Below are 24677 nucleotides of genomic sequence, written 5' to 3'. Positions count from 1 at the left end.
CTTTCTAGAACCTTGCCTAGCCATGGTGATCTATCCTCGTAATCTTGCGAGACATAAAAGTACAAAGACTTATCCAACTATAAACAAATAAATAGAGCCATGGCAATACTCTCCTTTAAAAGGACAACGCCTTACTATAAATTAATTGATAAGGTTCTACTTATAGTTTATCAAAAAAATGAAAGGAGTGTATGATACTCTGTCGCAAGGTACACAAGTATCATACAAGGAAAACAAATGAAAAGTTTTATGACGATGTTGAAGATTGAGACGAAAGTTGCGCTGCGTTGTCCAGATGGGTTGATTTTTGGTGTAGGGATGCCCATTGGGATCTTATTGTTGATTGCGGTGATTGGTGGAGATAGTTTTGTAGGAAACTCTAAGATTACCTTTATGCAGAGTGCGTTTGCATCTTTATTAACGGTAGGGATATGTGCGACTGCGTTTATGGGATTGCCTCTTACCGTTGCGGATTTACGTGATAAGAAGATACTGAAGCATTTCTTTGTTACACCAGCAAGTCCATTACGCATTTTGCTTGTACAAGTTATTATATGTGTTGGAATTGCGATACTATCCGCAATCCTTGTGAGCCTATGCGCAGTGTTTGGGTTTCAGTATGAAATGCTAGGGAATGTCTTTGTGTTTATAGGTGCGTATATATTGGTCATGTGTTCTATGTTTGCGTTGGGGATGATGATTGCTAGTCTTTGTAAGACAGTGAAAATTGCGAATGTAGTAACTACCTTTGTATATTTTCCGATGGTGTTTTTATCTGGAGCTACCATTCCATTTGAACTCTTTCCTAAGGCTTTACAAAACGTTGCTAGTGTATTGCCACTCACACATGGAATTAAGTTGTTAAAAGAAGTGTCGTTAGGGAATCTTGAACAACTGTGGTTATCTGTAGGAATCTTACTTATATTTACAGTTGTGGGCGTTATCCTTTCTGTAGTATCATTTAAATGGGAATAGGTGATTTATGATGGAAAATATAATTTGTAAAAAAGAAGAGTTGAAACTTTATAAAATTGGGATGTTTGCCCAAATGAATCGTGTGAGTATTAAGACACTTCGTTATTATGATGATATTGGGTTACTAAAGGCTGAAAAGGTAGATGAAATAAATGGATATCGGTATTATTCTTCTTCACAAATGCCAATCTTACATAAAATCTTGGCATTGCGTGATATGAATTTTTCTATCGAAGAAATACAACTCGTTTTTCAAGGGGAATCAGAGCAGCAGTTGTTGAGTCGTAAGAAACAAGAATTACTAGTAGAATTATCGAATATAACGAAGAAGATTGCGGGTATTGAAAGTTATTTAATGTCGGATTATGTAAAATGTAATTATCATGTTGTGATGAAATCTTTGCCAAGGGTTAGCATTGCATATATGAAACTTCATTTGAACAGTTATGAAGAATTGTTTTATAAGATGCCGGATATGGGGGCTTTGATGGAAAAAGTAGGTTGTGAATGTTTGAATCCAGGCTATTGTTTCACTATATATTTTGATGGAGAATATCGTGAATCGAATATCAATGCACAGATATGTGAAGAAGTTACAAGTGTTAAAGAGAATCAAGGAGAACTGTATTTCGAAGAACTTGAGGAAGTAGAACTAGCGGCTTGTGTACTTCATAAAGGATCTTATCAAGGTTTACCTAAAGCATACGCTGCAGTTGTTCGATTTATAGAAGAAAGTGGATATGAGATTTGTGGATATCAAAGGGAATCTTATATCGATGGCGTTTGGAATCAAGAGGATGAAAAAGATTGGCTTACAGAAATACAATTTCCAGTACGTAAGATGAAAACAATGGATGATTTTGAAGGAGCGTAGAAGCCTACGCTTTTTCTTTTGAAGGGATGTAAAAAACATTGCTTTTCTTTGCCAAGGAGTAAAGACAAACGATTAGAAATCATGTATAATAAGAACATTGAGTAGGAGTGATACGATGAAGTTAAATTGGAAGTCCATTGGAATAACAAGTGTATTAATTGTGATTTTATGTGGTGTAATCATTGTAGAAATTTCTTTGTTTATCAGTGGTCCTGCTAGAAAATACGAAGGTCAAATCGATGATGAAATGGCGCGTATACAAGAAAAATATAAAAACATAAAGAATATGGATCGTCATGTGTTTTATTATACAACGTATGTAGGAGAAGATACAAAAACAATCGTATGGTTTAATGTAAAGGGAAAGGCGATTGTGAATCGTAAGAAAAATACCCTGAAGATTGAAGAAGCAAAACAAGTTGCTCAAAATACATATGGAGCAAAAGAAGTTGAGGTAACGTTAGGATATGGTTATGATAATCCAGTCTATGTCATTCAAAGTGATGTTGGTAGCATCCTGCTTGATTATGATACCTTAAAAGAAGTATATTATTTAAAAGAGGGTGACGTATAATGGAAAAATGGTGGAAAGAAAAATGGGTCGATCGTAGAAGTTGGGTATTGGATCATTTGGAAGAGTTAAGTTTAAATAGTAATGAAGTTATGTGTGTATTATTGATTGATTTTATGAATGAACATAAAATAGCAATACGACATGGAATTCTTGCACAGAAATTAAAAGTTGATGGAGATAGCATTGATGAGATATTGACCCAGTTGAGTGCGAAAGGGTATTTGCAAATTGAATACCAAAACGGACACATTCATTTTGATATTGATGGAATATTTGAGGATGATAGTAAGAAGTCTTCTTCGTTTGATTATTCTTTGTTTGATTTGTTTGAAACTGAGTTTGGAAGAACGTTATCCCAAATTGAAGTACAACGTTTAGCAGATTGGTTGAATGCATATGATCAAAAGATGATTGGGTATGCTCTTCGTGAAGCATTGACATATGATCATAAGAGTTTTGATTATATCGAAAGAATCCTGGTGGAATGGAAGAAGAAGAATCTAACTGCTGAGGATTATGAAGAAGGTAAACGATGATGACAAGTGATGAGATACTGGATATCCTTGAGGAAATGTACCCGAATGCTCATTGTGAATTATTGCATAGAAATCCGTTTGAATTGTTAGTGGCTGTGGTATTATCTGCACAAACCACAGATGAAGCAGTAAACAAAGTAACACCTGGTTTGTTTGAACGCTTTCCTACACCACAGGCAATGTCGGAAGCGAATCTTTCAGATATTGAAAATTGTATACGTAGGATTGGATTGTATCGTAACAAAGCAAAGTCGATTCAAAATTTAAGTATATCGTTATTGGAACATTTCAATGGGGAAGTTCCTAGTAAGCATAAGGAATTAACATCTTTAGCAGGAGTAGGGCCAAAAACAGCAAATGTTGTACAGAGTGTATGTTTTGATATACCTGCGATTGCAGTGGATACACATGTAGACCGCATTTCTAAGCGTTTAGGGCTTGCGAAGGTTTCAGATAGCGTAGAAGTTGTAGAAGTTAAGTTGAAGCGTAAGATAAAGCGTGAGAGGTGGAATAGAGCACATCATCTATTTATCTTCTTTGGAAGATACTTCTGTACTGCAAAAAATCCAAATTGTTCACAATGTCCATTTGTTTCTTTTTGTAAAAAAAACACATTGGACACTTATAAAAACAGCAAGAAAAAAGCCGAGTCTAGATAGACTTGGCTTTTTGTTAGAATGCGTTCATTGCATTTTTCAAAGCAGCTGCTTGTGCATTTACATCTGCTTGTGTTGCGTTTGCATTGTTTAATGTTGCTGTTGCTGCATCAATGGCAGCTTTAAGTGAAGCATAATTTGGATTATCTGGAGTGATGGAATTAAGTTTTGCCGTTGCTGTTGCAATGGTATTGCTTAAATCAGTTTTATCAACAACAGGTGCTGCGCTCACTAAAGCATTGATTGCATTTTGAATTTCTGCTATTCTTGCATCGAGTTCTGCTTGCGTTACTTTCTCTTTGTTAAGGGTTCCTTTTGCATTGTCTACAACACGCTTTAAATGGTTATAACTTTCAGGTGTATAGAGAGTTGCATTTAAACTAGCGGCATGATTGATAGCATCAATCAAAGAATTTTTATTAACGTTAGGCACAAGTGCATCGTATGCACCTTGTAATTCACTCATTGCATTCTTTATGTCTGCGTCATCCGCAAGATCTTTATCAAGCAGTGCTTTTACACTATTCAAAGCATTTTTCAATCTTGCATAACTTTCTGCAGTGTATCCATCTGCTGAAATACCCTTTAACTGATCATACAATGCTTGTAAAGCATCCATTGCAGATTTCGAATTTTGAATTGTCATAGGGTTGTTCTTTGCGGCATCACGTAACCATTCGTTTTTAATCATACCGCCACCATAACTACTAATTCCTCCTGGATTCGTAATGAATTGAGGATTTTTACTAATTTTATCTAACATGTATTTGTTAATCCAACCAGGAATATTTTTGAAGAGTAAATCTGTGCTTGGATAATAACCAAGTTCTTGGTATTGTGGGTCATATCCTGTCCATGTGGCAATAACGTACTCACTTGTATAATTGATCATCCACTCATCTTTCATGGCTGTTTCAGGTATTCCATATTGTAAACCATCAGTTGCCCAGTCACTTGTACCTGTTTTTCCATAAACAGGATATGCTCCAAATCCTAAGCGTCCCATTAAGTTCCAACCTTTATGTTCTCCATTGACCGCTTTATATAATAAATCACTCATCATATAGGCGGCTTGTGGAGATAATGGTTGTGTTTGTTTTTTCTCGAAATCAATGGCTGGTGTTTTTCCATCTTTGAATTCAATGCGTGTTACTAAACGGGGTTCATTGTAAGTACCACCATTGGCAAGTGCAGCATATGCCGCTGCCATCTGTTGTGGTGAGGTAGAAATAGAACCACCTAGGGAATAACGAAGGTTAAAGGCTTCCACATCTCTTTCTTCAAACCCAAGTTTTCTTAAATAATCTTGCATATGTTCGATCCCATTCATATCAATGGAAGCTTTTAATGTTTGTACTGCCGATGTATTTAAAGATTGTGCAATCGTACGTTCCATAGATACTTTACCATAGAATTGTTGATCAGAGTTTCGTACAGGGGTACCATCTAAATCCATAGGTTTATCATTAAAGACACGAGAAGTACAAAATCCAGTGTAATCAAGCGCGTATGCATAATCAATCAATGGTTTGATGCTAGAACCGGGCAGACGTTCTACAAGGTTACTACGATTACGATAGAATTCTTCAACATAATCACTTCGTCCAGGACAAAATGCTTCTATTCCACCTGTTTTAGCATTTATGACAGAAAATCCAATTTGCAAGTAGTCATCATATAAATCTACAACTTTTCCATCTGCAATTTCATTTGCGGCTAGTTGAGCTTCTCTATTTAAGTTGGTATACACAATCATTGGAGTTGTTGCAGGGTCATATTTTTTGCCAGTATATTGATAAACCTCTTGGGCTGCTGCATCCATATACTTCTTGAATGGATCTTCAGTTCCATTATCTTTTCCAACAACCTGTAAAGCTAATTTTGTCGATTTTGCTAAATCATGTTCTTCTTGTGTAATGAACCCATGACGCAACATCATAGCAAGAGTTTCATCGCGACGCTTTGTTGCGGCAGCATAGTAGTTTACTTTCGTTTTTGCATCATATCCATTATATGGATTGTATGTATTTGGAGCATTGATACAACCTGCCAAATAAGCTGCTTCAGATAAATTCAATTCTTCTACGCTTTTACCGAAGAAGTATTGTGCACCTTTTTCAATCCCTCGAGCTTGATCACCAAAGTTGATTTGATTTAGATAAGTCTCTATAATCCAAGATTTAGAAGTTTGTGATTCCAAACGCATACTCATATATATTTCTTGTAGTTTACGTTCTACTTTTTCAACAGAGTTAAAGTATTCTCCGTTTTCTCGCATCTTATCCTCTTCTTTTTTCATGAAGAAGTTATCGATTGCTTGCATGGTAAGAGTGGATCCACCTTGTGCAAAACTTCCTGTTTTAAGATTCGTGATAGCGGAAGACATGAAGCGTGGGAGGTCAAATCCATTATGGGAAAAGAACCGCGAATCTTCAATTGCTAAAAATGCATCTACCACGACACCAGGAATTTGTTCATAGGCAACATTTTCTCTCATTTCCAAACCAAGTTCGCCAAACTCTTCTTTATTTTGATCAAGGAAACTGGATGGTTCATCATTTGACATTTGTCCAACCAAGTCGCTCGCATTGGTTGTGGCGACGATATATCCAATTAATGATAATCCACCTATACCAACTAATAAAGCAAAAGCAAGAAAGACAATGACAACGCGATCTAGTTTACTACGTTTTGTCTTTGCTTTTTTTCCTTTTTTTGTTGTTTTCTTTTCTTTTTTATCACCAGTCTTCTCTCTGGTTATCTTCTCTTTTAAATTCATCTTTCTTCCTCCTTGAAATACAGGTCATCCACATTATCTAAATAACGAAGTCTTGGAGTTAATCCCTGTTGTATCAATGATCCAACCTCTTTCACGCTATCATATGAAATTGATTTTTTACTCGAATTTTCATACAATGTGATTAGAATATTAGCATCCACCAAATACGTTTCATCGTATGATGTAAAGCGAATGATAAAGAACCCTATACCTTTATGTTTAAGAACACGTTTTAAATGTGTTATCTGATGGGGGTGTATACTTTTGAAGGGAAAGGATGTCTTTGATTTTGTTTCCTTTGCTTCAAAGTCAATAGCTCGTCCACGATAGATTCCATTATAATCGGTAGTAGAAGGCACTTTATAATAGGCTTCCGTAATTTTAGCAGCATTTCGTGCTGGATAATCCACAGTTACTACTTGAATAGGAGTAGGTTTTTTGTGGATGAGAGCACGCTCTGTTTCCATATAAAATGTATTACTACTGTTGAGGTCATGTTCTAAAGACATACCTCTTCCAGCGTATTCATTTGTATTGGATATGGTGTTACCTATTACTGCTTTTCTGTTAGGATATCCTATCACATTTATCACCATGTATTATTATATACAATTTTTGCAATGATTTCCACTTTTCTGGTAAAAACATAAAAAGAAAAGCAGTCATCTTGACTGCTTCTGCTTTATGGATTCGGTGTAGCAGGAGGTGTGGTTGGTGTTTCTGTACCTGAATTCCCATTTCCTCCGTTTGTGTTTCCGCCACCTGTATCTCCACCCGTATTGCCTCCATCATTGACAATAGGGTTTTTAATACAATCTTGGACTGCGGTATTGATAGCCACGATGGCCGCATCAATTTCTGCTTGTGTAGATTTATCATTAGAACTTACCGTAATACCAGCACTAATAGCAGCCTCTAAAGCTTTTACTTTATCAGAATTATACTTTGTATAATCAATATAAGTCTGTGAAGTATTGATCAATTCTTTTAATTGAGTGAAGTCCACAGCCGCTTCTTTTTTTGCTAATGCGTTGATTGCGTTTTGTAAAGCGGAAAGAGCATTGCTTATTTCTTCTTGTGTAGCATCTTCATTATCTAAGACTTTCTTAGCTTCTTTGATTGCTTCTTGTAATGCTTTATAACTCTCTTCTGTATAATCGTTTTTGTTTATCTTGTTAGCGGAATCAATTAATTCTTTTAATGGATCGGTATCAATATTGGTGTTTACTTCCGTTTTTGGATTGATCTTTGCCGCATCTTTTAGATATTCCGTTTTGATATATCCTCCACCATATTCACTAACACCGCTTGGTTTCGCTATTTTCTTGACGTTGTCTGTGGTTGCTGTATCTAATAATTTTTTATTGATATAACCGTTAACATTATTGAAGAGGTAATCATTGATTTTGGTGTTTGCTCCAGCAATGGCATTGTCAAATCCTGTCCATGTCGCCACTGTGAACTCACTTGTATAATTGACCATCCACTCATCTTTCATGAGACCTTGGTATTCCGCAATCGCATAATCAGAATCGTAGTTTGTAGTTCCGGTTTTTCCATAGACTGGATAAGCACCGAACCCAAGAGAACCCATGAGGTTTTCTCCCTTGTATGTTCCATTAACAGATTTGTAAAGGAGATCAGAAATCATAAATGCAGCAGCCTCTGAAACAACTTGTTTCTTTTCTACTTTAGTTTCTATAGTTGTACCTGTTTCTTTTAATACAACTTTACGAACCATATGTGGCTGGATATAATATCCGCCATTTCCCAAAGCCGCATAAGCTGCTGCAAGCTGAGTAGGGGAGAACTGTAAAGTAGAACCACCAATACCGTATAAAATATTGAATGCTTCTGCTGTTGTATCACTTAATCCTAAATCTTTTAGATAAGAAATCATAGAGGCATCGCCTTTTTCATCTATATAGGCCTGCATCGTTTGTAAGGCAATGGTATTCAACGACATCGCAATGGCTTTTTCAAGGCTTACATCACCATTGAATTGACCACTCGCATTCCCAATGCTTAGGTTGCTATCTACTTTGAATTTTTCTTTATCAGACATTACACGGGATGTACACCAACCTAAATCATCAAATGCTTTTACATAGTCCAAGATAGGTTTGGAGGTAGATCCAATTTGAAAGGCATCGTTGAAACGATTCTTGAAATCGGAAGCACTTGTCTCTGTATCACTTCTACCACCAATCACCGCAATGATTTCACCATTGGAATTATTCAATATCGTGGTTCCTATTTGATAATATTGGTTGTTTGGTAAATTGCTACCTTCACCTGCCGATAATGCATTTGCATTATCTTGAACATTCACATCAATGGAGGTATATATTGCCATTGGAGTTGTTGCAGGGTCTTTCTTTGTAGTACGTGATACTTCTTGCTGAATTTCATATAATGCATTTTTGTATTTATCATTTCCGGTTGTAGTCGAACCATCTTTCATTTGAAAGGCGAGTTCTGTACTTTTCGCAAGAGCACACTCGCTACTCGTTATAAATCCATGATATTCCATCATATCTAGTGTTTTATTACGACGATTGATAGCACGTGTGTAATAATCTCCACCATTGTATGGGTTGAAGTAATTTGGTGCGTTGATGACTCCTGCAAGGAATGCACTTTCCGATAGATTTAACTGGGATACATCCTTGTTAAAATAATATTGAGCACCTTTTTGAATACCACGAGAACTAGAACCAAAGTTAATCTCATTCAAATACTTCGTTAGAATTTCTTCTTTTGTCCAATCTGTTTCCAGTTTCATAGACAAATAAATCTCTTGGATTTTTTGTTCTACTTTTTCGATCGGATTTAATTCTTTTGTATCACTCAAGGTTCCACTTTTATCTTCTACTTTTGCATTTTGTGTGTTATCAATTAATTGCATTGTTAACGTAGAACCACCTTGAGCAAAACTACCAGAGCGTAAATTTGTCAAAGCAGAGGATATGAAACGAGGTAAGTCAAATCCATTGTGTTTATAATAACGAGAATCTTCAATGGATAAAAATGCATCGATAACGGACTGTGGTATTTGATTGTAGGTGACATTTTCTCTACTCACTCCACCAAATTCTCCGATTTTTGTAACACCATCACTTGCATAAACGGGAGATGGTTCTTCATTCTTGATGTTGGCACTTGGATCATCAAATATTACCTTACCTACAATGGTAGATAACATAAAAAATCCAGATACTCCAAATAATAATATACCAGCAATTATAACGATTAGAATGCGATGAAATATATTCTTTTTAGGTTTTCTTTTTGGATTTGCTGCATTCGTTTTCTTGTTTGCCATAATTTCCTCCTTATACTTTATTATACGTGTTTGAGAATCTATTTTTTCTCTTGTTAATCATAATCTAGTTTAAAGAATTTTACAAACGATTTCCATAAGATTAAGAAAATCGTTTGAATTTCACATATTCTGTTCATTATCTTCTTGCAATTTGTTCGAAATTTTGAGAAACTAATAGATATGGAAGGTGATTGCATGGAGAAAAAATTTAAACTGAGCGTTGAAGATGTATTAAACAAACAGTTTAATATTGATTTTAAGGGATATTCTTCTTCAGAAGTAGATGAATTCTTAGATTTGGTAATATCGGATTATCAAGAGTATGAAGAAATGATTCGCGGTCTTGGTGAACGCTTGCAGGAATATGAACGACATAATGCTGCATTGAAAGCCAAACTCGCGGAACTTGAAGGGAGAGTTGAAGTGAGTGGAGAGATGAGTGCTCAACCAGGAAACTTAGATATCCTAAAACGTCTTTCACGCTTAGAGAGCGAAGTATTCCGTAAATAATTTATAACATTACAGGCAGTCGCTGATTCTTAGGAATTAGAGGAAAGTCCATGCTCGCACGATCTGTGATGATCGTAGTGTTTGTGCTGAATGAAAAAATAAGTTCAGGCAGTGAAAGCTGACGGCTGAAGGAAACCTAAGGTTTTAGGACTATGGTGAACTTCTTTAAAAGTGCCACAGAGACGAGCTTTATGAGAAATCATAAAGGTGGAACGGGTAAACCCCACAAGCGAGAAACCCAAATTTGGTAGGGGAATTCGCCAATGCGAAACGAAGCAACGGTGGAACGTCTTAGACGTAGATAAATGACTGTCACTCATTTTGAGTACAGAACATGGCTTATGTAATGTGATATAAAAAGTATGAGTGCAACTTGGTTGCCTTCATACTTCTTTTTTTGTTTTTCGATGGATACTTTATGATTGATTTTACCACTATAATAGAAGATCATGAAATGTGTGTTAATAATCAATGCTTTAGAAACCATAGTTCATTTGATTGATAAAGTAGAAAATCAAGAAAGTGATCGACCATTATCACTTATACGATGATATTACCTTGAAGAAGGACATCTTCCTGAACTTCGTTAAAAAGATTTTTGTATATATTTTGAATATAATGGAAATTTAAGAATTGAATGATCAAATAATATTTAAAACGATATAGCTGTGCGTAGTATAAATACCATAGGTTTTATGAGTTTTTTACAAGCAAAAATGCATTCTATTTTTAAATTGTCATTTAGATAGCAAAACCTTAAGAAAAACATTGGTTATAAAGTGGATTATGTAATTTACATAATTGCTTTTGCTTGCTATAATATAAATCATGGACTACTATTGCTTTGTGCAATATATGACATGTAGAAGAGGTGCTCTATGGAAAATATCGGGAAACGTTTAAAAGAAAAACGACTAGAGCTGGGGTTGACGGTAGAAGATATAAGTTCTAAAACTCGTCTTACTCAGAAGCATATTAAGGCGCTGGAAGAAGGAAATCTTAAGTTTTTTCATGATGATCTTTCTTATTTGCGTTTTTTTGTAAAATCCTATTGTGAAGCGGTTGATATTGATTTTGAAGATATCAAAGATGAGTTGCGCGAAAGTGTAAACGATTATACGCAAACCATTTCTTTATCAACAATACATGATCATGAGGTAATTGAAAAGAGCGTTGCGAATTCTGAAAAACTAACGAAAGTGCAAAGTGATGATGCTAGGAAAACCCATGTCCGGAAACATGCACATTCTCATATTAACGCAAAGAATATCAAAAAGGTTGATTTTTCACTTGTATCTTTGGTTGCGGTAGTATCTGTAGTTGCGATTGTGATTGTTTTTGGTCTCGTGATGTATTTCAAATCTGTGGAAAATACAGATACTAACAAAACAGATAAACAGCCAATTGCAAATGAGCAAAATAAAAATGGAAACAACAGCTATCCAACAACGGATGAAGAAGATAATAAAAAAGATAACGAAGAAACTAAAGAAATGAGTGTGACGAAAAATGATGTTACACACTATACTATTGATAATACGAAAGATGGAGACGACCTAAAGTTTGAAGTTTATTTTGGTGGAAGTAACTCTGGCTTTAGTATGACTGTGGATGGGGTTGTGTTAAGTGAGCCAGCTGCTAGGGTTTACAACTATCAAACAACGGCTACTGGGACTATTAAGGCTAAAAAAGGATCAAAAGTTCAAATCTATATTGGATGGGTATATGATACATCCATCAAAATTAATGGAAAGAATGTAAAAATCGATGATACCATTGTTCGAAGTGCACAACAAGCTACATTGGAGTTTACGATTACAGGTGAAGAGTAATGAATCTTCCCAATAAATTATCCATGTTTCGAATTCTCTTGGTACCAATTATTGCCTGTGTTGCCTTGTTTTATGATGGACAGGTAATTATCATTTCAATGAATGATATAAGTGCAAATCTATCAACAGGGTCACTGTTGGTGCTTGTGCTTTTTGCAGTTGCGTCTTTTACAGATTTTTTAGATGGTAATATTGCTAGAAAACGTGGATTGGTGACTTCTTTTGGGAAGTTTATTGATCCTATTGCGGATAAGCTGTTAGTAAATACGATGTTTATTTTATTTGCTGTTCAAGGCGTTATTCCAGTGTTTGTTACATTGGTGATGATTTGGAGAGATATGATGGTAGATGGTATGCGTATGAATGCAAGTGCCTCTGGAAAAATTGTAGCGGCTGGAATGCTTGGAAAAATAAAAACAGTGCTGCAGATGTTTGCTATCATTGTGTTGCTTTTGCAGAATATGCCATTTGTATTCTTTCATATCCCTATGGATACAATCTTGTTATGGGGAGCACTTATTGTTTCTGTAGTAAGTGGTATTCAATATTTTTGGCAATTGAAAGATATTCTAATGGAGAGTATGTAATGGAAGAGTTGGTAGCCCTACTTACATCGAAAAAATTAACCATATCCAGTTGTGAGAGTTTGACGGCTGGTTTATTTGCATCTTCTATTGCTTCTATTAGTGGGGCATCTGCGGTGCTTTATGGAGGTCTTGTTACCTATCAAAATGAAATTAAAATCAATGTCGCTAATGTCGATGCATCCATTATCGAAGAATATGGTGTAATCAGTAAAGAGTGTGCGATTGAAATGGCAAAGTGTACGAGAAAGATTATGAAAAGTGATCTTTGTGTTTCCTTTACGGGGAATGCAGGACCTTCTACAATGGAGGGGAAAGCGGCTGGTTTGGTATATTGTGCTATTGCTGGGCCTTCGGGCATTCAAACTTATGAATTTCACTTTCAAATGCAAAGAAATGAACTTCGTGAACAAGTTGTGTGCGAAATGAGTAAAAATGTTATACAATATATACAATCAATGCATTAAATAAAAGGAGATTACAATGGAAAAAAATACAAATGAAAAAGCAATAAAAGAAAGAGAAGCACTTTTAGATGAAGCTATTAAGAAAATAGAAAAGCAATATGGAAAAGGATCTATTATGAAGTTAGGAGATCGTGGTGCAGTAGATATTGATGCCATTCCTTCTGGTTCTATTAAAGTAGATGAGGCACTTGGAATTGGTGGATATCCAAAAGGAAGAATCATTGAAATCTATGGTCCTGAATCATCAGGTAAGACGACTTTAGCGCTACATGCGATAGCGGAAGTACAAAAACGTGGTGGACGTGCTGCGTTTATTGATGCGGAAAATGCAATTGATCCTAACTATGCTAGAAATCTTGGTGTGGATATCGATGAATTAATTTTATCGCAACCTGATAGTGGAGAACAAGCACTTGAAATTACAGAAATGTTAATCAAGAGTGGAGCTATTGATTTGGTTGTAGTAGACTCTGTAGCTGCCTTAGTTCCACAAGCAGAATTAGATGGCGAAATGGGAGATTCTCAAGTCGGTTTACAAGCGCGTTTGATGTCAAAAGCAATGCGTAAATTAAGCGGTGTTATGAACCGCAGTGAATGTACTGCTATTTTTATTAACCAGTTACGTGAAAAAGTAGGAATCATGTTCGGAAATCCAGAAACGACACCAGGAGGTAGAGCGTTAAAATTCTATTCTTCTGTACGATTGGACATCCGTCGTAGCGAAGCTATTAAAAATGGTACGGATATCATTGGGAATAAAGTAAATGTTAAAGTAGTAAAAAACAAAGTAGCCCCTCCATTTAAAACAGCAGCAATTGAAATAATGTATGGAGAAGGTATTTCTTATGCTGCGGAATTATTGGATATGTGCGTAGATTATGACATCGTGATGAAGAGTGGAGCTTGGTTCTCTTATAATGGAGAAAAGATTGGACAAGGAAAAGAAGCAGCAAAAAACACAATCAAAGACAATCCAGCACTGATGCAAGAATTAGCTACAAAATTAAAAGACAAGACATCTCCTAAGGTAATTGAGGAAGAGTAAGCAACTCTTCCTTTCTTTTTTTGTGGAAACACTTTCAAAAGATAACGAAATTTATGAAAAGTAGTTATTTTTGTTGTGAAAAATGTGAAATTTATGTACAATATACTGTAGAGAGAAAAAAACTCTCAAGAAAGACGAATGGAGGAATCTATGTATGAATAATACATTAGTCATCTTTTTGTCTGTATTGACAGGTCTTGCCTTTGGAATCATCATCATGATGGTAATTTCCAGAGCAGGTTTAAATAAAAATCAGCAAAAAGGCTCTTTAATGCTAAAAGAAGCAGAATCAAAAGCCGATTCTGTTGTAAAGCAGGCAGTATTAGATGGTCGTACGCAAGCTCATGAATTGAAACTTGCGGCAGAAAAAGAAATAAAAGAGCGTAAACAGGAAATTACCGATCAGGAAAATAAACTTTTACGACGTGAAGACAATTTGAATTTCCGTGATGAAACACTTACAAGCAAGGAAAAACAGATCGATTTAAAAAATGCACAATTAGCTGATAAAATGGCAATGCTAGATGAAAAAGATAGGGTATTACAAGCGAAGATTGATGTGCAAGTTGAAGAACTTGAACGTATCGCTGCAATGTCTACCAGTGAAGCAAAGGCGGAATTATTTGCAATCACTGAAAAAAGAATGGAAAAAGAGATCGTTTCTTATATTAAGGAACGTGAAGAAGAAGCAAAATCAACAGCAGATGAAGTGGCGAAGAACATCGTTGCTTTAAGTATCCAACGTATCTCTTCGGATGAAGCGGTGGATCGTACAGTATCTGTTGTATCCCTTCCTAGTGAAGAGATGAAGGGTAGAATCATTGGACGTGAAGGTCGTAATATCAAAGCAATCGAACAGGCAACTGGTGTCGATTTGATTATTGATGATACACCAGAAACAATCACCGTCTCTTGTTTTGATCCAATTCGTCGTGAAACAGCTAGACTGGCTTTAGAACAGCTGATAAAAGATGGACGTATTCAACCAGGACGTATTGAAGAAGTAGTAAATAAAATCAAAGCTGAAATGGAAACTAATATTATGAAGACAGGGGAAGACACTGTATTCAAATTAGGTATTGGTAAAATTGATCGTGAGATTATTCGTTTGATTGGACGTTTGAAGTATCGTTATTCATATGGACAAAATGCACTTCAACACAGTATGGAAGTTGCACATTTAACAGGAATGATGGCAGCGGAGCTTGGATTGAACCAACAACTTGCAAAACGTGCAGGATTGTTACATGATATTGGAAAAGCATTAGATTTTGAAGTTGAAGGAAGTCATATTGAGCTTGGATATAAATTCTGTAAGAAACATGGGGAAAGAGATGTTGTGTTAAACGCAATTCAATCTCACCATGGAGAAGTAGAACCAGAATTCTTGATTTCTAACTTGGTCATTGCGGCTGATACAATCAGTGCTGCTCGTCCAGGGGCACGTTATGAGGCACTTCAAAACTATATTAATCGTTTAGAAGAATTAGAGAAGATTACAAAATCATTTGATGGTGTTGATTCTGCTTATGCAATTCAGGCAGGACGTGAAGTTCGTGTTATGGCAATTCCAGAAAAATTAGATGATGTTTCTTGTCATAAGTTAGCACGTGATATCAAAGATAAAATTGAAGCTGAATTAACATATCCAGGTCAAATTAAAGTAACGGTTATCCGAGAAACCAGAGCTTGTGAATTAGCGAAGTAATATGAAAATTCTCTTTATAGGTGATATCGTTGGATCTTCTGGAAGAGAAATCGTGCGGGAACAACTACCTTTACTAAAAGCACAATACAATTTGGATGTAGTTATTGCCAATGGTGAAAATGCAGCGCATGGAAAAGGAATTACACGTAAAATTTATCGTCAGTTATTAGACTATGGAATTGATGTTGTTACGATGGGAAATCATACATTTTCCAAGAATGATATATATCAATTCATTGATGAAGCTGATCAAATGGTTCGTCCTGCAAATATGGAACCTTTAGATTATGGACAACATACGGTTGTTATTCGTAAGAATGGCAAACGCATCGCTGTTAGTAATTTAAGTGGTGAAGTTTGGATGAATAACGTGGTAGATTCTCCTTTCTTCTGTATGGAAGATATCTTAGCAGATATTGATGCGGATATTTACCTCGTTGATTTTCATGGTGAAGCTACTTCAGAAAAGATTGCATTTACGTATGCTTTTGCTGGCAGAGTACAGTGTGTTGTGGGAACACATACACATGTACAAACAGCAGATGAACGTATTGAGAACGGTACAGCGGCTATTACAGACTTAGGGATGTGTGGAGCGTATTGCAGTGTGTTGGGTAGAGATGTAGAAGAAATTGTCACACGCTTTACTACAGATGAAAAAACAAAGTTTCAAATTGCTACAGGACCTGCAATATTCTGTGGGGCAATTGTAACAATTGATGAGCAAACAAACAAAGCAACAAATATTGAACGAATTCAAATTCGTCCTATAGAATAGTGAGAGAGTGGAATCTAAGATTCTGCTCTTTTTTTGTTTTGAAATGAAGCTAGAAAATGTTTCTTAATCAAATTCTAAAGAAAATGTAAAAATAAGTGAATAAAAACAGAAAGTTCCTCTTGGAAAATTGCATTTAGCTTCTACGAATGTTAAAATTATCCTTAGAGAATTGAGGGGATAAAATGAATGTAACTGCAGTGATTCCAACATTAAATCCTACACGGAAGATTTTGCAGACTGTTGAACAATTGTGCACAGCAGGGTTTGAGAGAATCATTGTTGTAAATGATGGAAGCGATGCTTCCTACAATCCGATTTTTGATGTGATTAAAAGTAATCCTAAATGTGTTGTTTTAAGACACGTTGTAAATAAAGGGAAGGGGAGAGCATTAAAAAGTGCAATGTCTTATTTTGGGACAAAACCATTGGATCATGTAGGTATAATTACACTTGATGATGATGGTCAACATGCCATTGATGATGTTGTTCAGTGTGCGCAAAAACTAATTGAACATCCAGATAGTTTGATATTGGGTGTACGTGATTTTAATTCTAAGAATGTTCCACCAAAAAGCAAAATAGGAAATAAAATTACCAATAGTATATTTGGGCTTTTTTGTGGTATTAAAATTAGCGATACACAAACAGGACTTCGTGGAATTTCGTTTCAACATATGAAATTGTTAATAGGTGTTCAAGGAGAACGCTTTGAATACGAAACAAATATGTTATTAAATACAAAGAAATTAAAGATTAAAATTGAAGAAGTTACTATTAAAACTATTTATATGGATGAAAACTCCAAATCTCATTTTCATCCAGTTCGAGATTCTATTAAAATATATCGTCAAATATTTAAGTTTGTTTTTTCTTCTGCTTTATCATTCATAATTGATATTTCTTTATTTACTCTTTTGATTGCTATTTTACCTTTTTCCGAGAAGAATCTAATTATATTCTTCGCGGTATTGATCTCTCGTGCAATCTCATCTTTAGTTAATTTTTATACGAATAAGACGATAGTATTTAAATCTGGTGCCAATACAGGTTCTTCTATCGTACGATATTATTTGTTATGTATAGCGCAGATTATGGTATCATCCTTATTGATTATGTTGTTAACTGTGCCATTACCTAAAATTACCGTGTTGGTGAAAATTCTTGTAGATACATTTTTATTTTTTATTAGCTATAAGATTCAAAGAAATTGGGTTTTTCAATCACAGGAGACAAAAAAAGAAAAAAGTACAATCGCTCGTATTCTTTCTAGAGTATTGGTGTCTATTTTATCTGTTGTACTAACATTATGCATTGTGTTGATAGTACTAGTGACAATGTTGTTAAAAGGACCTTCTACACAGATGTCAAATATAATGGTAAGTACACTTATGGAAACAAGTGCATTGAAATTTATCCCGAAGATATATTTCAGTGAAAAAGAAATTAAACAAATTACAGAAGGAAATGATAAAGAAGTAAAGGAATATATAGCGAAAGTACATAAAGAGAATATTAAAATCGATGGATCTACGTCTTCATCACAAAAAGATGTTGTGATCGAAGATGTACAAGGAAGTACTTTTAGTGGCAAAATGGTAATTTTAAAAGATCCATCTCGTTTGCATTTATTTGCTTCAAATCCAAATACGGGTGGAAGTGGCAAGACAGTTCTTGAAGTTATGAAAGAAAATGAAGCATTAATAGGTGTGAATGGCGGAGCATTCTTGGATATCAATGGAAGTGGAGATGGAAGTACACCTTTAGGTACAGTGATTAAGGATCATAAGGTTATCACTGGATATTCCAGTCAGCATCCTGTGTTGATTGGATTAGATGATAGCAATCAATTGTTTGTTGGAGAGTGTACTTCAGAAGAAGCTTTGAATATGGGGATACGTGATGCCGTTAGTTTTGGGCCAGTTCTTGTGAAAAATGGAGAAGTGGTACCACAAGCTGGTTCAGGGGGAGGTTTTAATCCTCGTAGCGCGATTGGGCAAAGAAAAGATGGAGCTATTTTGCTGCTTGTGATTGATGGACGTCAACCACATAGTTTAGGCGCAACATATAATGATCTTGCTGTATTGATGAAAAAGTATGAAGCAATCAATGCAGGAAACTTAGATGGAGGGTCTTCCTCTGTGTTATACCAAAAAGAAGAACGTATCAACTCGCTATCCTCTGCAGTTGGGGAACGACCAGTTCCAACAGCGTTTTATTACAAATAGGAGGTAGCAAACATGAATAGAAAGAAACGTATAAAACAACCAATGACATTTAAGAGAGGGTTGTTTTATGTAATCGCAACGCTAGCTTCTATTGGTATTCTATTAACTGTGGTATTGGGCGTGTATTTATATACATATGAACATAATCATCCCAAATATTTGGTAGATTCCATAATGGAAGAATACAAAACGAAAGAATTAGATTTTATCTTGGATAAGAGTGAGAAGAGTCAACGAAAAGATTTGAAGAATGCATTACCAAAGGTGCTAAAAAAAGATAAGCTATTTGCTTATCAAAGTTTTGAAGATAAGGATAAAATTGAATACACAGTTGTAAATAATAATCAAAAATTATCCACTGTAGTTATTGAGAGATTAAAAGATAAAGCATGGTTTGGTATTCAAAAGCTGCGTGTGAAAAGCATTGAACATTATCCAACGTTTCCTTATCGTATTCACTACTTTGCGAATACAACTTTATCTGTAAATGGTGAGGATGTTTCGAAAAAAGGAAAAGAAACAAGCACTAGTACGCAATTTGCTTCGATTGGATATAATGAAATAAAGACTTATACGTATGCATATGATAGCTTTTCTGCTATTGAGAATATGAGCGCAACCTATCAAGGAAAGCCTTGTACAAAAATTGTGGATAGTACTGGTTTTGATATATCTTTTTATCCAAGTATTCCAGATACGATAGGTTCCAATATAAAAACTATGTTAACACAGTTTTCTCAGGAGTATGCACGCTATACAACATTGCGTGGAATTGGCTCTGGAGCGGTGTTACAACATGTGATGCCCAATTCAAATTTGGGACGTTTGATAACTTCTTATTCGAACACATGGGGAGAAGTTAGTGTAGCGGATACATTTGGTGAGATACGTATTGGTAATCCAATTCAATATTATGATTACATTTACTCTTATGACGTACATTTAACGTACTATATTACAGCGGATAATGGGGATAAGAAAGAGTTCCCAATGGATTATCGGATGTATGTCGCTAATACAGTATATGGTTATCGTGTATTTGATATGGAACATATTTCAAAGGAAGAGGTAAAAAGTGAAGAGAGTCCTGTTGCTTTACGTATCTCTCCTTCTTTATCAATAGGTAATGCTACACTTGATAATGCATGTGTAGATAATAATCGTTCTACTGGGTACACCTTTAAAGGAAATGATACCTTACGTATTCAAAGTGAACAAGAAATTGGTTACCTCTATATTACATGGGGGAGTAACGTGAATAGTTACGCAATGAAAGCCAATAAGAAAACTACCAAACAAGGAAGTGATGGCTTTCTTCATGAGTTAATCAAAGTAGATAAAAATACGAAAGAGATTGAACTTTCTAAGTTGGATGGAAATGATATGAAAGAAATCGTTGTCTATTCAAAAGGGGAACTTCCAAATGATGTGCAAGATTGGAGTAAACCTTATAAGAAAAGTGATATTTTAGCATTTCCAACGCATGCGGATGATGATACCTTATATCTAGGTGCACTGATTAGTGAGTATGCCGCAAAAGGGAAGAAGATTCAGCTTGCCTTTCTTACAAATTCCAATAGTGCTGCAAATACAACGGATGTAGATGTTCGACAACATGAAATGTTGGATGGTATGTGGGAGATGGGATTACGTGCCTATCCAATTGTTGGGGAGTTTCCAGATATTGCATCTCGTGATTTAGCACATGCGAAATCTGTATATGATACAAAAGCTTTACAACAATTTCAAGTGGCCAATATTCGAAGATTTCAACCTGCTATTGTAATCGGACATGATGAAAATGGAGAATATGGTCATGGTGTGCATATGTTAAATACGGACTTATTAAAGGATTCTATCCATTTGGCGAAGGATGCTAGTTATGATGAAACTTCTTATAAAGCTTATGGAACGCATGCACCAAAGAAGACGTATTTCCATTTGTATGGTAAAAACCAAATTATGCTTGATGTACATCAAAAGATGGATGCACTACAAGGACGTTCACCATTTGAAGTAGCGACTTCCGCTTATGGAAAACATGAATCTCAACATCAGTATGCATTAGCAGTTGAAGATTTTGGGGTTGGTGATTGTCGTTTGTTTGGTCTATATGAATCTTCTGTGGGTTATGATAGCACGACGAACAATCTTTTTGCGGGCATAGAATAAACGTAATTTAAAAAATTGTGAAAAAGTGGTCAAGTTTTGCGTGTTAACTACTTGCAGATGTGTTTCGTTATGTTATAATAGATGTGGTTGTAAAAAAGGAGGAATTTAGAATGCCAGTTAATGTTAATGCAGATACTTGTATCGGATGCGGTGCTTGTGTTGGAGTTTGTCCAGTAGGAGCTTTATCAATGGACGCAGATTCCAAATCAGTTTGTGATGAAGGAACTTGTATCGACTGTGGATCATGCCTTTCTGCATGTCCAGTTGAAGCAATCTCTCAGTAAACCAAGCAATGCTTGGTTTTTTTAAGTAAAAAATCATCCGTTTGGATGTTCTATAGATGTGAAGGAGTATGAAAATGGTAAAAAAACAGCCAGGTTGGGCACTACCCAATTTGAAAGAAGCACAAAAAAGAACAACAAAAGAAGCCGTTATCGAAAAGTCACTTTTTCAATTACCGGTTGAAATGAAACAGATTGGTTTAGGGAAGAAGTACTATTTACGTACTTATGGATGTCAAGCCAATGAACGTGACAGTGAAACATTGGCAGGTATCTTAGAAGATATGATGTTTACTGCTTGTGAATCTCCTGAAGAAGCAGATTTTATTTTAATGAATACATGTGCGATTCGTAAAAATGCAGAAGATAAAGTATTAGGAGAATTAGGTTCTTTGAAGCGCTTAAAGAAAAATAAACCTGACTTGATCTTTGGAATTTGTGGGTGCATGGCACAGGAAGAAGAAGTCATTGATACAATATTAGAAAAGTATCGCCATGTAAATCTTATCTTTGGAACGCATAATATTCATCGTTTGCCAGAACTTTTACACAATGTAATGATGAGTGGAAAACGCAGTGTAGAAGTACTATCTAAAGAGGGAGATGTCATTGAAAATCTTCCGGTGAAGCGTTTTGGTAAACATAAAGCATGGGTGAATATCATGTATGGTTGTGATAAGTTTTGTACCTATTGTATTGTACCTTATACAAGAGGGAAAGAGCGCTCACGTGCCATGGAAGATATCCTAGAAGAATTAAGAGTTTTAAAAGAAGAAGGATTTAAAGAAGTAAGTTTATTAGGACAAAACGTAAATTCTTATGGGAAAGATGCTCATATAGAAGGTGGATTTGCGAAACTATTGGAAGAAAGTGCGAAGATTGGGATAGAACGTGTTCGTTTTGTGACTTCTCATCCATGGGACTTTACAGATGAAATGATTGATGTAATTGCAAAATACGATAACATCATGCCTTTTATTCATTTGCCTGTACAAAGTGGAGATAGCGATATCTTGAAAATCATGGGACGAAGATACACACGTGAACAATATTTAACACTCTTCCATAAAATCAAAGAGAAAATGCCAGATTGCGCATTTTCTACGGATATCATTGTAGGGTTTCCAAATGAAACAAGAGAACAGTTTGAAAACACGTTATCATTAGTGGATGAATGCCAATTTGATAATGCGTTTACCTTTATATACTCTCCAAGAGAGGGAACACCTGCTGCAGCTATGGCAGATAATGTAGAACTTGCGGAGAAGCAAGAGCGATTAGCGATTTTGAATGAGCGTTGGAACGCTTATGCGAAAGTGAAGAATGAAGCATATTTAGGAAGAGTTGTAAAAGTCTTAGTAGATGGTGTAAGTAAGAAAAACGAAAATATTCTTTGTGGATATACAGAAACTAACAAATTAGTAAATTTCAAAGCGAAAAATGCAAAACAGGGTGATATTGTAAATGTAAAAATTATTGCTTGTAAAACATTTTCAATGGATGGAGAAGAGTGCTAAAGAAAGTGAGAAATCACTTTCTTTATTTTGGACAAAAATAAAAAAAATAACGCATTATCGTGTTATTTTATGCTTAGTAATGGTATAATATCAATAGTTTATCATGTGAATTGAGAACAAGTTACAAGCTTTCCGATACATAACATAATAACAATAAAGTTAATGGAGGTATAATTATGGATCAAGTACGCATTTTTGCGCTTGGCGGATTAGACGAAAACGGTAAAAATATGTATATCGTAGAAATCAATGAAGCCATATTTATTATTGAAGCGGGATTAAAATATCCCGATACTGGACAATTGGGAGTGGAATTTATTATTCCAGATTTCTCATATCTAGTAGAAAACAAGGACCGCATTGCCGGTATCTTTATTACGCATGCTCATGACGATGTTGTGGCAGCGTTACCTTACCTTTTAAAGCAGGTAAATGTACCAATCTACACAGGAAATTTAACAGCGAATATCGTTCATGATATGTTGAAAAAAGAAGGCATTAAGAATGCGAAAATTCATCGTATGAAAAGAACGAGTAAGCAAGTAATCAATGGAGTAAAAGTTAGAACTTTCCCTATGACACATGCTTTTCCAGATAACTTTGGATTAGCACTTGCAACAGATCAAGGATATATCGTATATACTGGTGAATTTATTATCGATTACGATATGTTACAAGATGAATACTTATGTGATATTAATGAATTGAGTGAAATCGGTAAAAAAGGAGTTCTATGTTTATTGAGTGAATCTCAATCAGCAGATAGAAGTGGACATACAGCTCCTAATCATCGCATTACCAATTTAGTAGAACCAATCTTTGAAAGCAGTCCAACAAGAATTCTAATTTCTTGTTATGCACAAAGTTTGTTCCGTATTATTGAAATTATTGAACTTGCGAAGAAATACAATCGTAAAATATTTTTCCATGATAAGGGAATGCGTGAATTGTTAAGACAATTAGAATTGGTGAAGTACTATAACGTTCCTAGAGAAATGGAACTTACTGAGAAGACATTTAAAGATGATATGGAAGATGTTGTGGTATTGATTAGTGGGGATGGAAAGAATTTGTTCCGTACGATGTCTAATATAGCAAATCATGAAGATAAATATGTATCTTTCCGTACAAGTGATGCCATTATTGTTGCTTCACCGATTGTTTCAGGTACCGAATTAGAAGCGAACAATATGGAAAATGATATTTACCGTGAAGGTGGCAAGATTTTTACATTAGATTCTAAAACAGTATTATCTATGCACCCAAGCAGTGAAGATCTTAAAATGATGTTATATTTGTTTAGACCAAGATATTACATTCCTATCAAAGGAGAATACCGTCATTTATTTACCAATGCGAATTTGGCAATGAAGATGGGATTGTCTGCAGATCGAATCTTGATATTAGATAATGGACAGGTTGCCTTGTTTAAAGATCGTATTTTAAAGTCTGTTGCAGAACGATTAGAACTAGAAGATACTTTGATTGATGGAAAAGAAAATTGGGATGTTACAGGTGTTGTGTTGAAAGACCGTGAGGTTTTATCAACAGATGGTGTTATGGTGATTGGTGTTGGGGTAAATTTCAAAAACAAAGAAATTATCAATGGACCAGACGTTCAAACTAGAGGTCTAATCTATTTGAAAGATGCGGACTATATTATTAAAGAAGTTGGAAATATTATGGAAACTTGCATTGCGAATGCAGTGAAAGAACATCGTTATGATAATTTAACGGTGCGTGCAGAAGCAAGAGATAAGATTACGAAGTATTTAGTGAAAGAGACAGGGAAACGCCCTATGGTTCTTCCTGTGATTTTAGAAATAAATCTGTAATACT

General features: G+C 35.3%; 20 protein-coding genes and 1 other RNA gene. 18 read left to right on the top strand and 3 right to left on the bottom strand.

Annotated elements, in window-relative coordinates; all coding sequences use genetic code 11:
- Positions 1-237: 237 nt before the first annotated feature.
- The 5 genes from ACWG42_RS09610 to nth all read left to right on the top strand — a co-directional run bounded on the left by ACWG42_RS09610 (position 238) and on the right by nth (position 3618).
- Positions 238-975 (top strand): ABC transporter permease, encoded by a 738-nt coding sequence (locus ACWG42_RS09610; RefSeq protein ID WP_455791894.1) that lies wholly within the window; start codon positions 238-240, stop codon positions 973-975.
- 10 nt (positions 976-985) lie between these two features.
- The gene (locus ACWG42_RS09605) at positions 986-1849 is read left to right on the top strand and encodes a MerR family transcriptional regulator (protein ID WP_455791893.1); all 864 of its coding nucleotides are present in this window, start codon (positions 986-988) and stop codon (positions 1847-1849) included.
- 115 nt (positions 1850-1964) lie between these two features.
- Positions 1965-2423 carry a hypothetical protein gene (locus ACWG42_RS09600; RefSeq protein ID WP_455791891.1) on the top strand — a complete coding sequence of 153 codons (459 nt, stop codon included), beginning with the start codon at positions 1965-1967 and terminating at the stop codon, positions 2421-2423.
- Entirely contained in the window at positions 2423-2959 is a 537-nt protein-coding gene (locus ACWG42_RS09595) for a DnaD domain-containing protein (RefSeq protein WP_455791889.1), read from the top strand. Before ACWG42_RS09600 ends, ACWG42_RS09595 begins: the two co-directional genes overlap by 1 nt.
- Positions 2959-3618, top strand: a complete 660-nt coding sequence (nth, locus tag ACWG42_RS09590; protein WP_455791898.1) for an endonuclease III — start codon at positions 2959-2961, stop codon at positions 3616-3618. The genes ACWG42_RS09595 and nth overlap by 1 nt, the downstream gene beginning before the upstream one ends.
- Positions 3619-3631: 13 nt before the next feature.
- On the opposite strand, the gene ACWG42_RS09585 is transcribed toward nth, so the two are convergent.
- The 3 genes from ACWG42_RS09585 to ACWG42_RS09575 all read right to left on the bottom strand — a co-directional run bounded on the left by ACWG42_RS09585 (position 3632) and on the right by ACWG42_RS09575 (position 9719).
- Positions 3632-6394 carry a transglycosylase domain-containing protein gene (locus tag ACWG42_RS09585; RefSeq protein ID WP_455791887.1) on the bottom strand — a complete coding sequence of 921 codons (2763 nt, stop codon included), beginning with the start codon at positions 6392-6394 and terminating at the stop codon, positions 3632-3634.
- The gene (gene recU / locus ACWG42_RS09580) at positions 6391-6990 is read right to left on the bottom strand and encodes a Holliday junction resolvase RecU (RefSeq protein WP_455791886.1); all 600 of its coding nucleotides are present in this window, start codon (positions 6988-6990) and stop codon (positions 6391-6393) included. The genes ACWG42_RS09585 and recU overlap by 4 nt, the downstream gene beginning before the upstream one ends.
- Before the next feature lie 86 nt (positions 6991-7076).
- Complete coding sequence (locus ACWG42_RS09575; RefSeq protein ID WP_455791884.1) at positions 7077-9719, bottom strand: transglycosylase domain-containing protein; 2643 nt, start codon at positions 9717-9719, stop codon at positions 7077-7079.
- 195 nt (positions 9720-9914) lie between these two features.
- On the opposite strand from ACWG42_RS09575, the gene ACWG42_RS09570 reads away from it, so the two are divergent.
- The 13 genes from ACWG42_RS09570 to ACWG42_RS09510 all read left to right on the top strand — a co-directional run bounded on the left by ACWG42_RS09570 (position 9915) and on the right by ACWG42_RS09510 (position 24673).
- Complete coding sequence (locus ACWG42_RS09570) at positions 9915-10229, top strand: DivIVA domain-containing protein (RefSeq protein ID WP_455791882.1); 315 nt, start codon at positions 9915-9917, stop codon at positions 10227-10229.
- Positions 10230-10236: 7 nt separating this feature from the next.
- Positions 10237-10575, top strand: an RNA gene (gene rnpB, locus ACWG42_RS09565) — RNase P RNA component class B.
- 532 nt (positions 10576-11107) lie between these two features.
- Positions 11108-12061 (top strand): helix-turn-helix domain-containing protein, encoded by a 954-nt coding sequence (locus ACWG42_RS09560; RefSeq protein WP_455791880.1) that lies wholly within the window; start codon positions 11108-11110, stop codon positions 12059-12061.
- Positions 12061-12648: a CDP-diacylglycerol--glycerol-3-phosphate 3-phosphatidyltransferase gene (gene pgsA, locus ACWG42_RS09555; protein ID WP_455791878.1), complete on the top strand. Its 588-nt coding sequence runs from the start codon at positions 12061-12063 to the stop codon at positions 12646-12648. The genes ACWG42_RS09560 and pgsA overlap by 1 nt, the downstream gene beginning before the upstream one ends.
- A complete protein-coding gene (locus ACWG42_RS09550) occupies positions 12648-13112 on the top strand; it encodes a CinA family protein (protein WP_455791876.1) in 465 nt (154 codons plus the stop codon). Before pgsA ends, ACWG42_RS09550 begins: the two co-directional genes overlap by 1 nt.
- A 16-nt stretch (positions 13113-13128) precedes the next feature.
- On the top strand, positions 13129-14157 hold the full coding sequence (recA, locus tag ACWG42_RS09545; protein ID WP_455791874.1) for a recombinase RecA: 1029 nt from the start codon (positions 13129-13131) through the stop codon (positions 14155-14157).
- 154 nt (positions 14158-14311) lie between these two features.
- Positions 14312-15865, top strand: coding sequence for a ribonuclease Y (rny, locus tag ACWG42_RS09540; RefSeq protein ID WP_455791872.1), 1554 nt, complete (start codon positions 14312-14314; stop codon positions 15863-15865).
- 1 nt (position 15866) lies between these two features.
- Positions 15867-16643, top strand: a complete 777-nt coding sequence (locus ACWG42_RS09535) for a TIGR00282 family metallophosphoesterase (RefSeq protein WP_455791870.1) — start codon at positions 15867-15869, stop codon at positions 16641-16643.
- Between the two features lie 182 nt (positions 16644-16825).
- Complete coding sequence (locus ACWG42_RS09530; RefSeq protein WP_455791868.1) at positions 16826-18868, top strand: phosphodiester glycosidase family protein; 2043 nt, start codon at positions 16826-16828, stop codon at positions 18866-18868.
- 12 nt (positions 18869-18880) lie between these two features.
- A complete protein-coding gene (locus ACWG42_RS09525) occupies positions 18881-21040 on the top strand; it encodes a PIG-L deacetylase family protein (protein WP_455791866.1) in 2160 nt (719 codons plus the stop codon).
- An 83-nt stretch (positions 21041-21123) separates the two neighbouring features.
- On the top strand, positions 21124-21324 hold the full coding sequence (locus tag ACWG42_RS09520) for a 4Fe-4S binding protein (protein WP_455791864.1): 201 nt from the start codon (positions 21124-21126) through the stop codon (positions 21322-21324).
- A 74-nt stretch (positions 21325-21398) separates the two neighbouring features.
- A complete protein-coding gene (gene miaB / locus ACWG42_RS09515; RefSeq protein WP_455791896.1) occupies positions 21399-22838 on the top strand; it encodes a tRNA (N6-isopentenyl adenosine(37)-C2)-methylthiotransferase MiaB in 1440 nt (479 codons plus the stop codon).
- A gap of 176 nt (positions 22839-23014) precedes the next feature.
- Positions 23015-24673, top strand: a complete 1659-nt coding sequence (locus ACWG42_RS09510; RefSeq protein ID WP_455791863.1) for a ribonuclease J — start codon at positions 23015-23017, stop codon at positions 24671-24673.
- Positions 24674-24677 lie beyond the last annotated feature (4 nt).

The sequence above is a fragment of the Amedibacillus sp. YH-ame10 genome, from assembly GCF_053848885.1.
The sequence above is the reverse complement of the archived record's forward strand: the minus strand, read 5'-3'. Positions and strand labels throughout refer to the sequence as shown.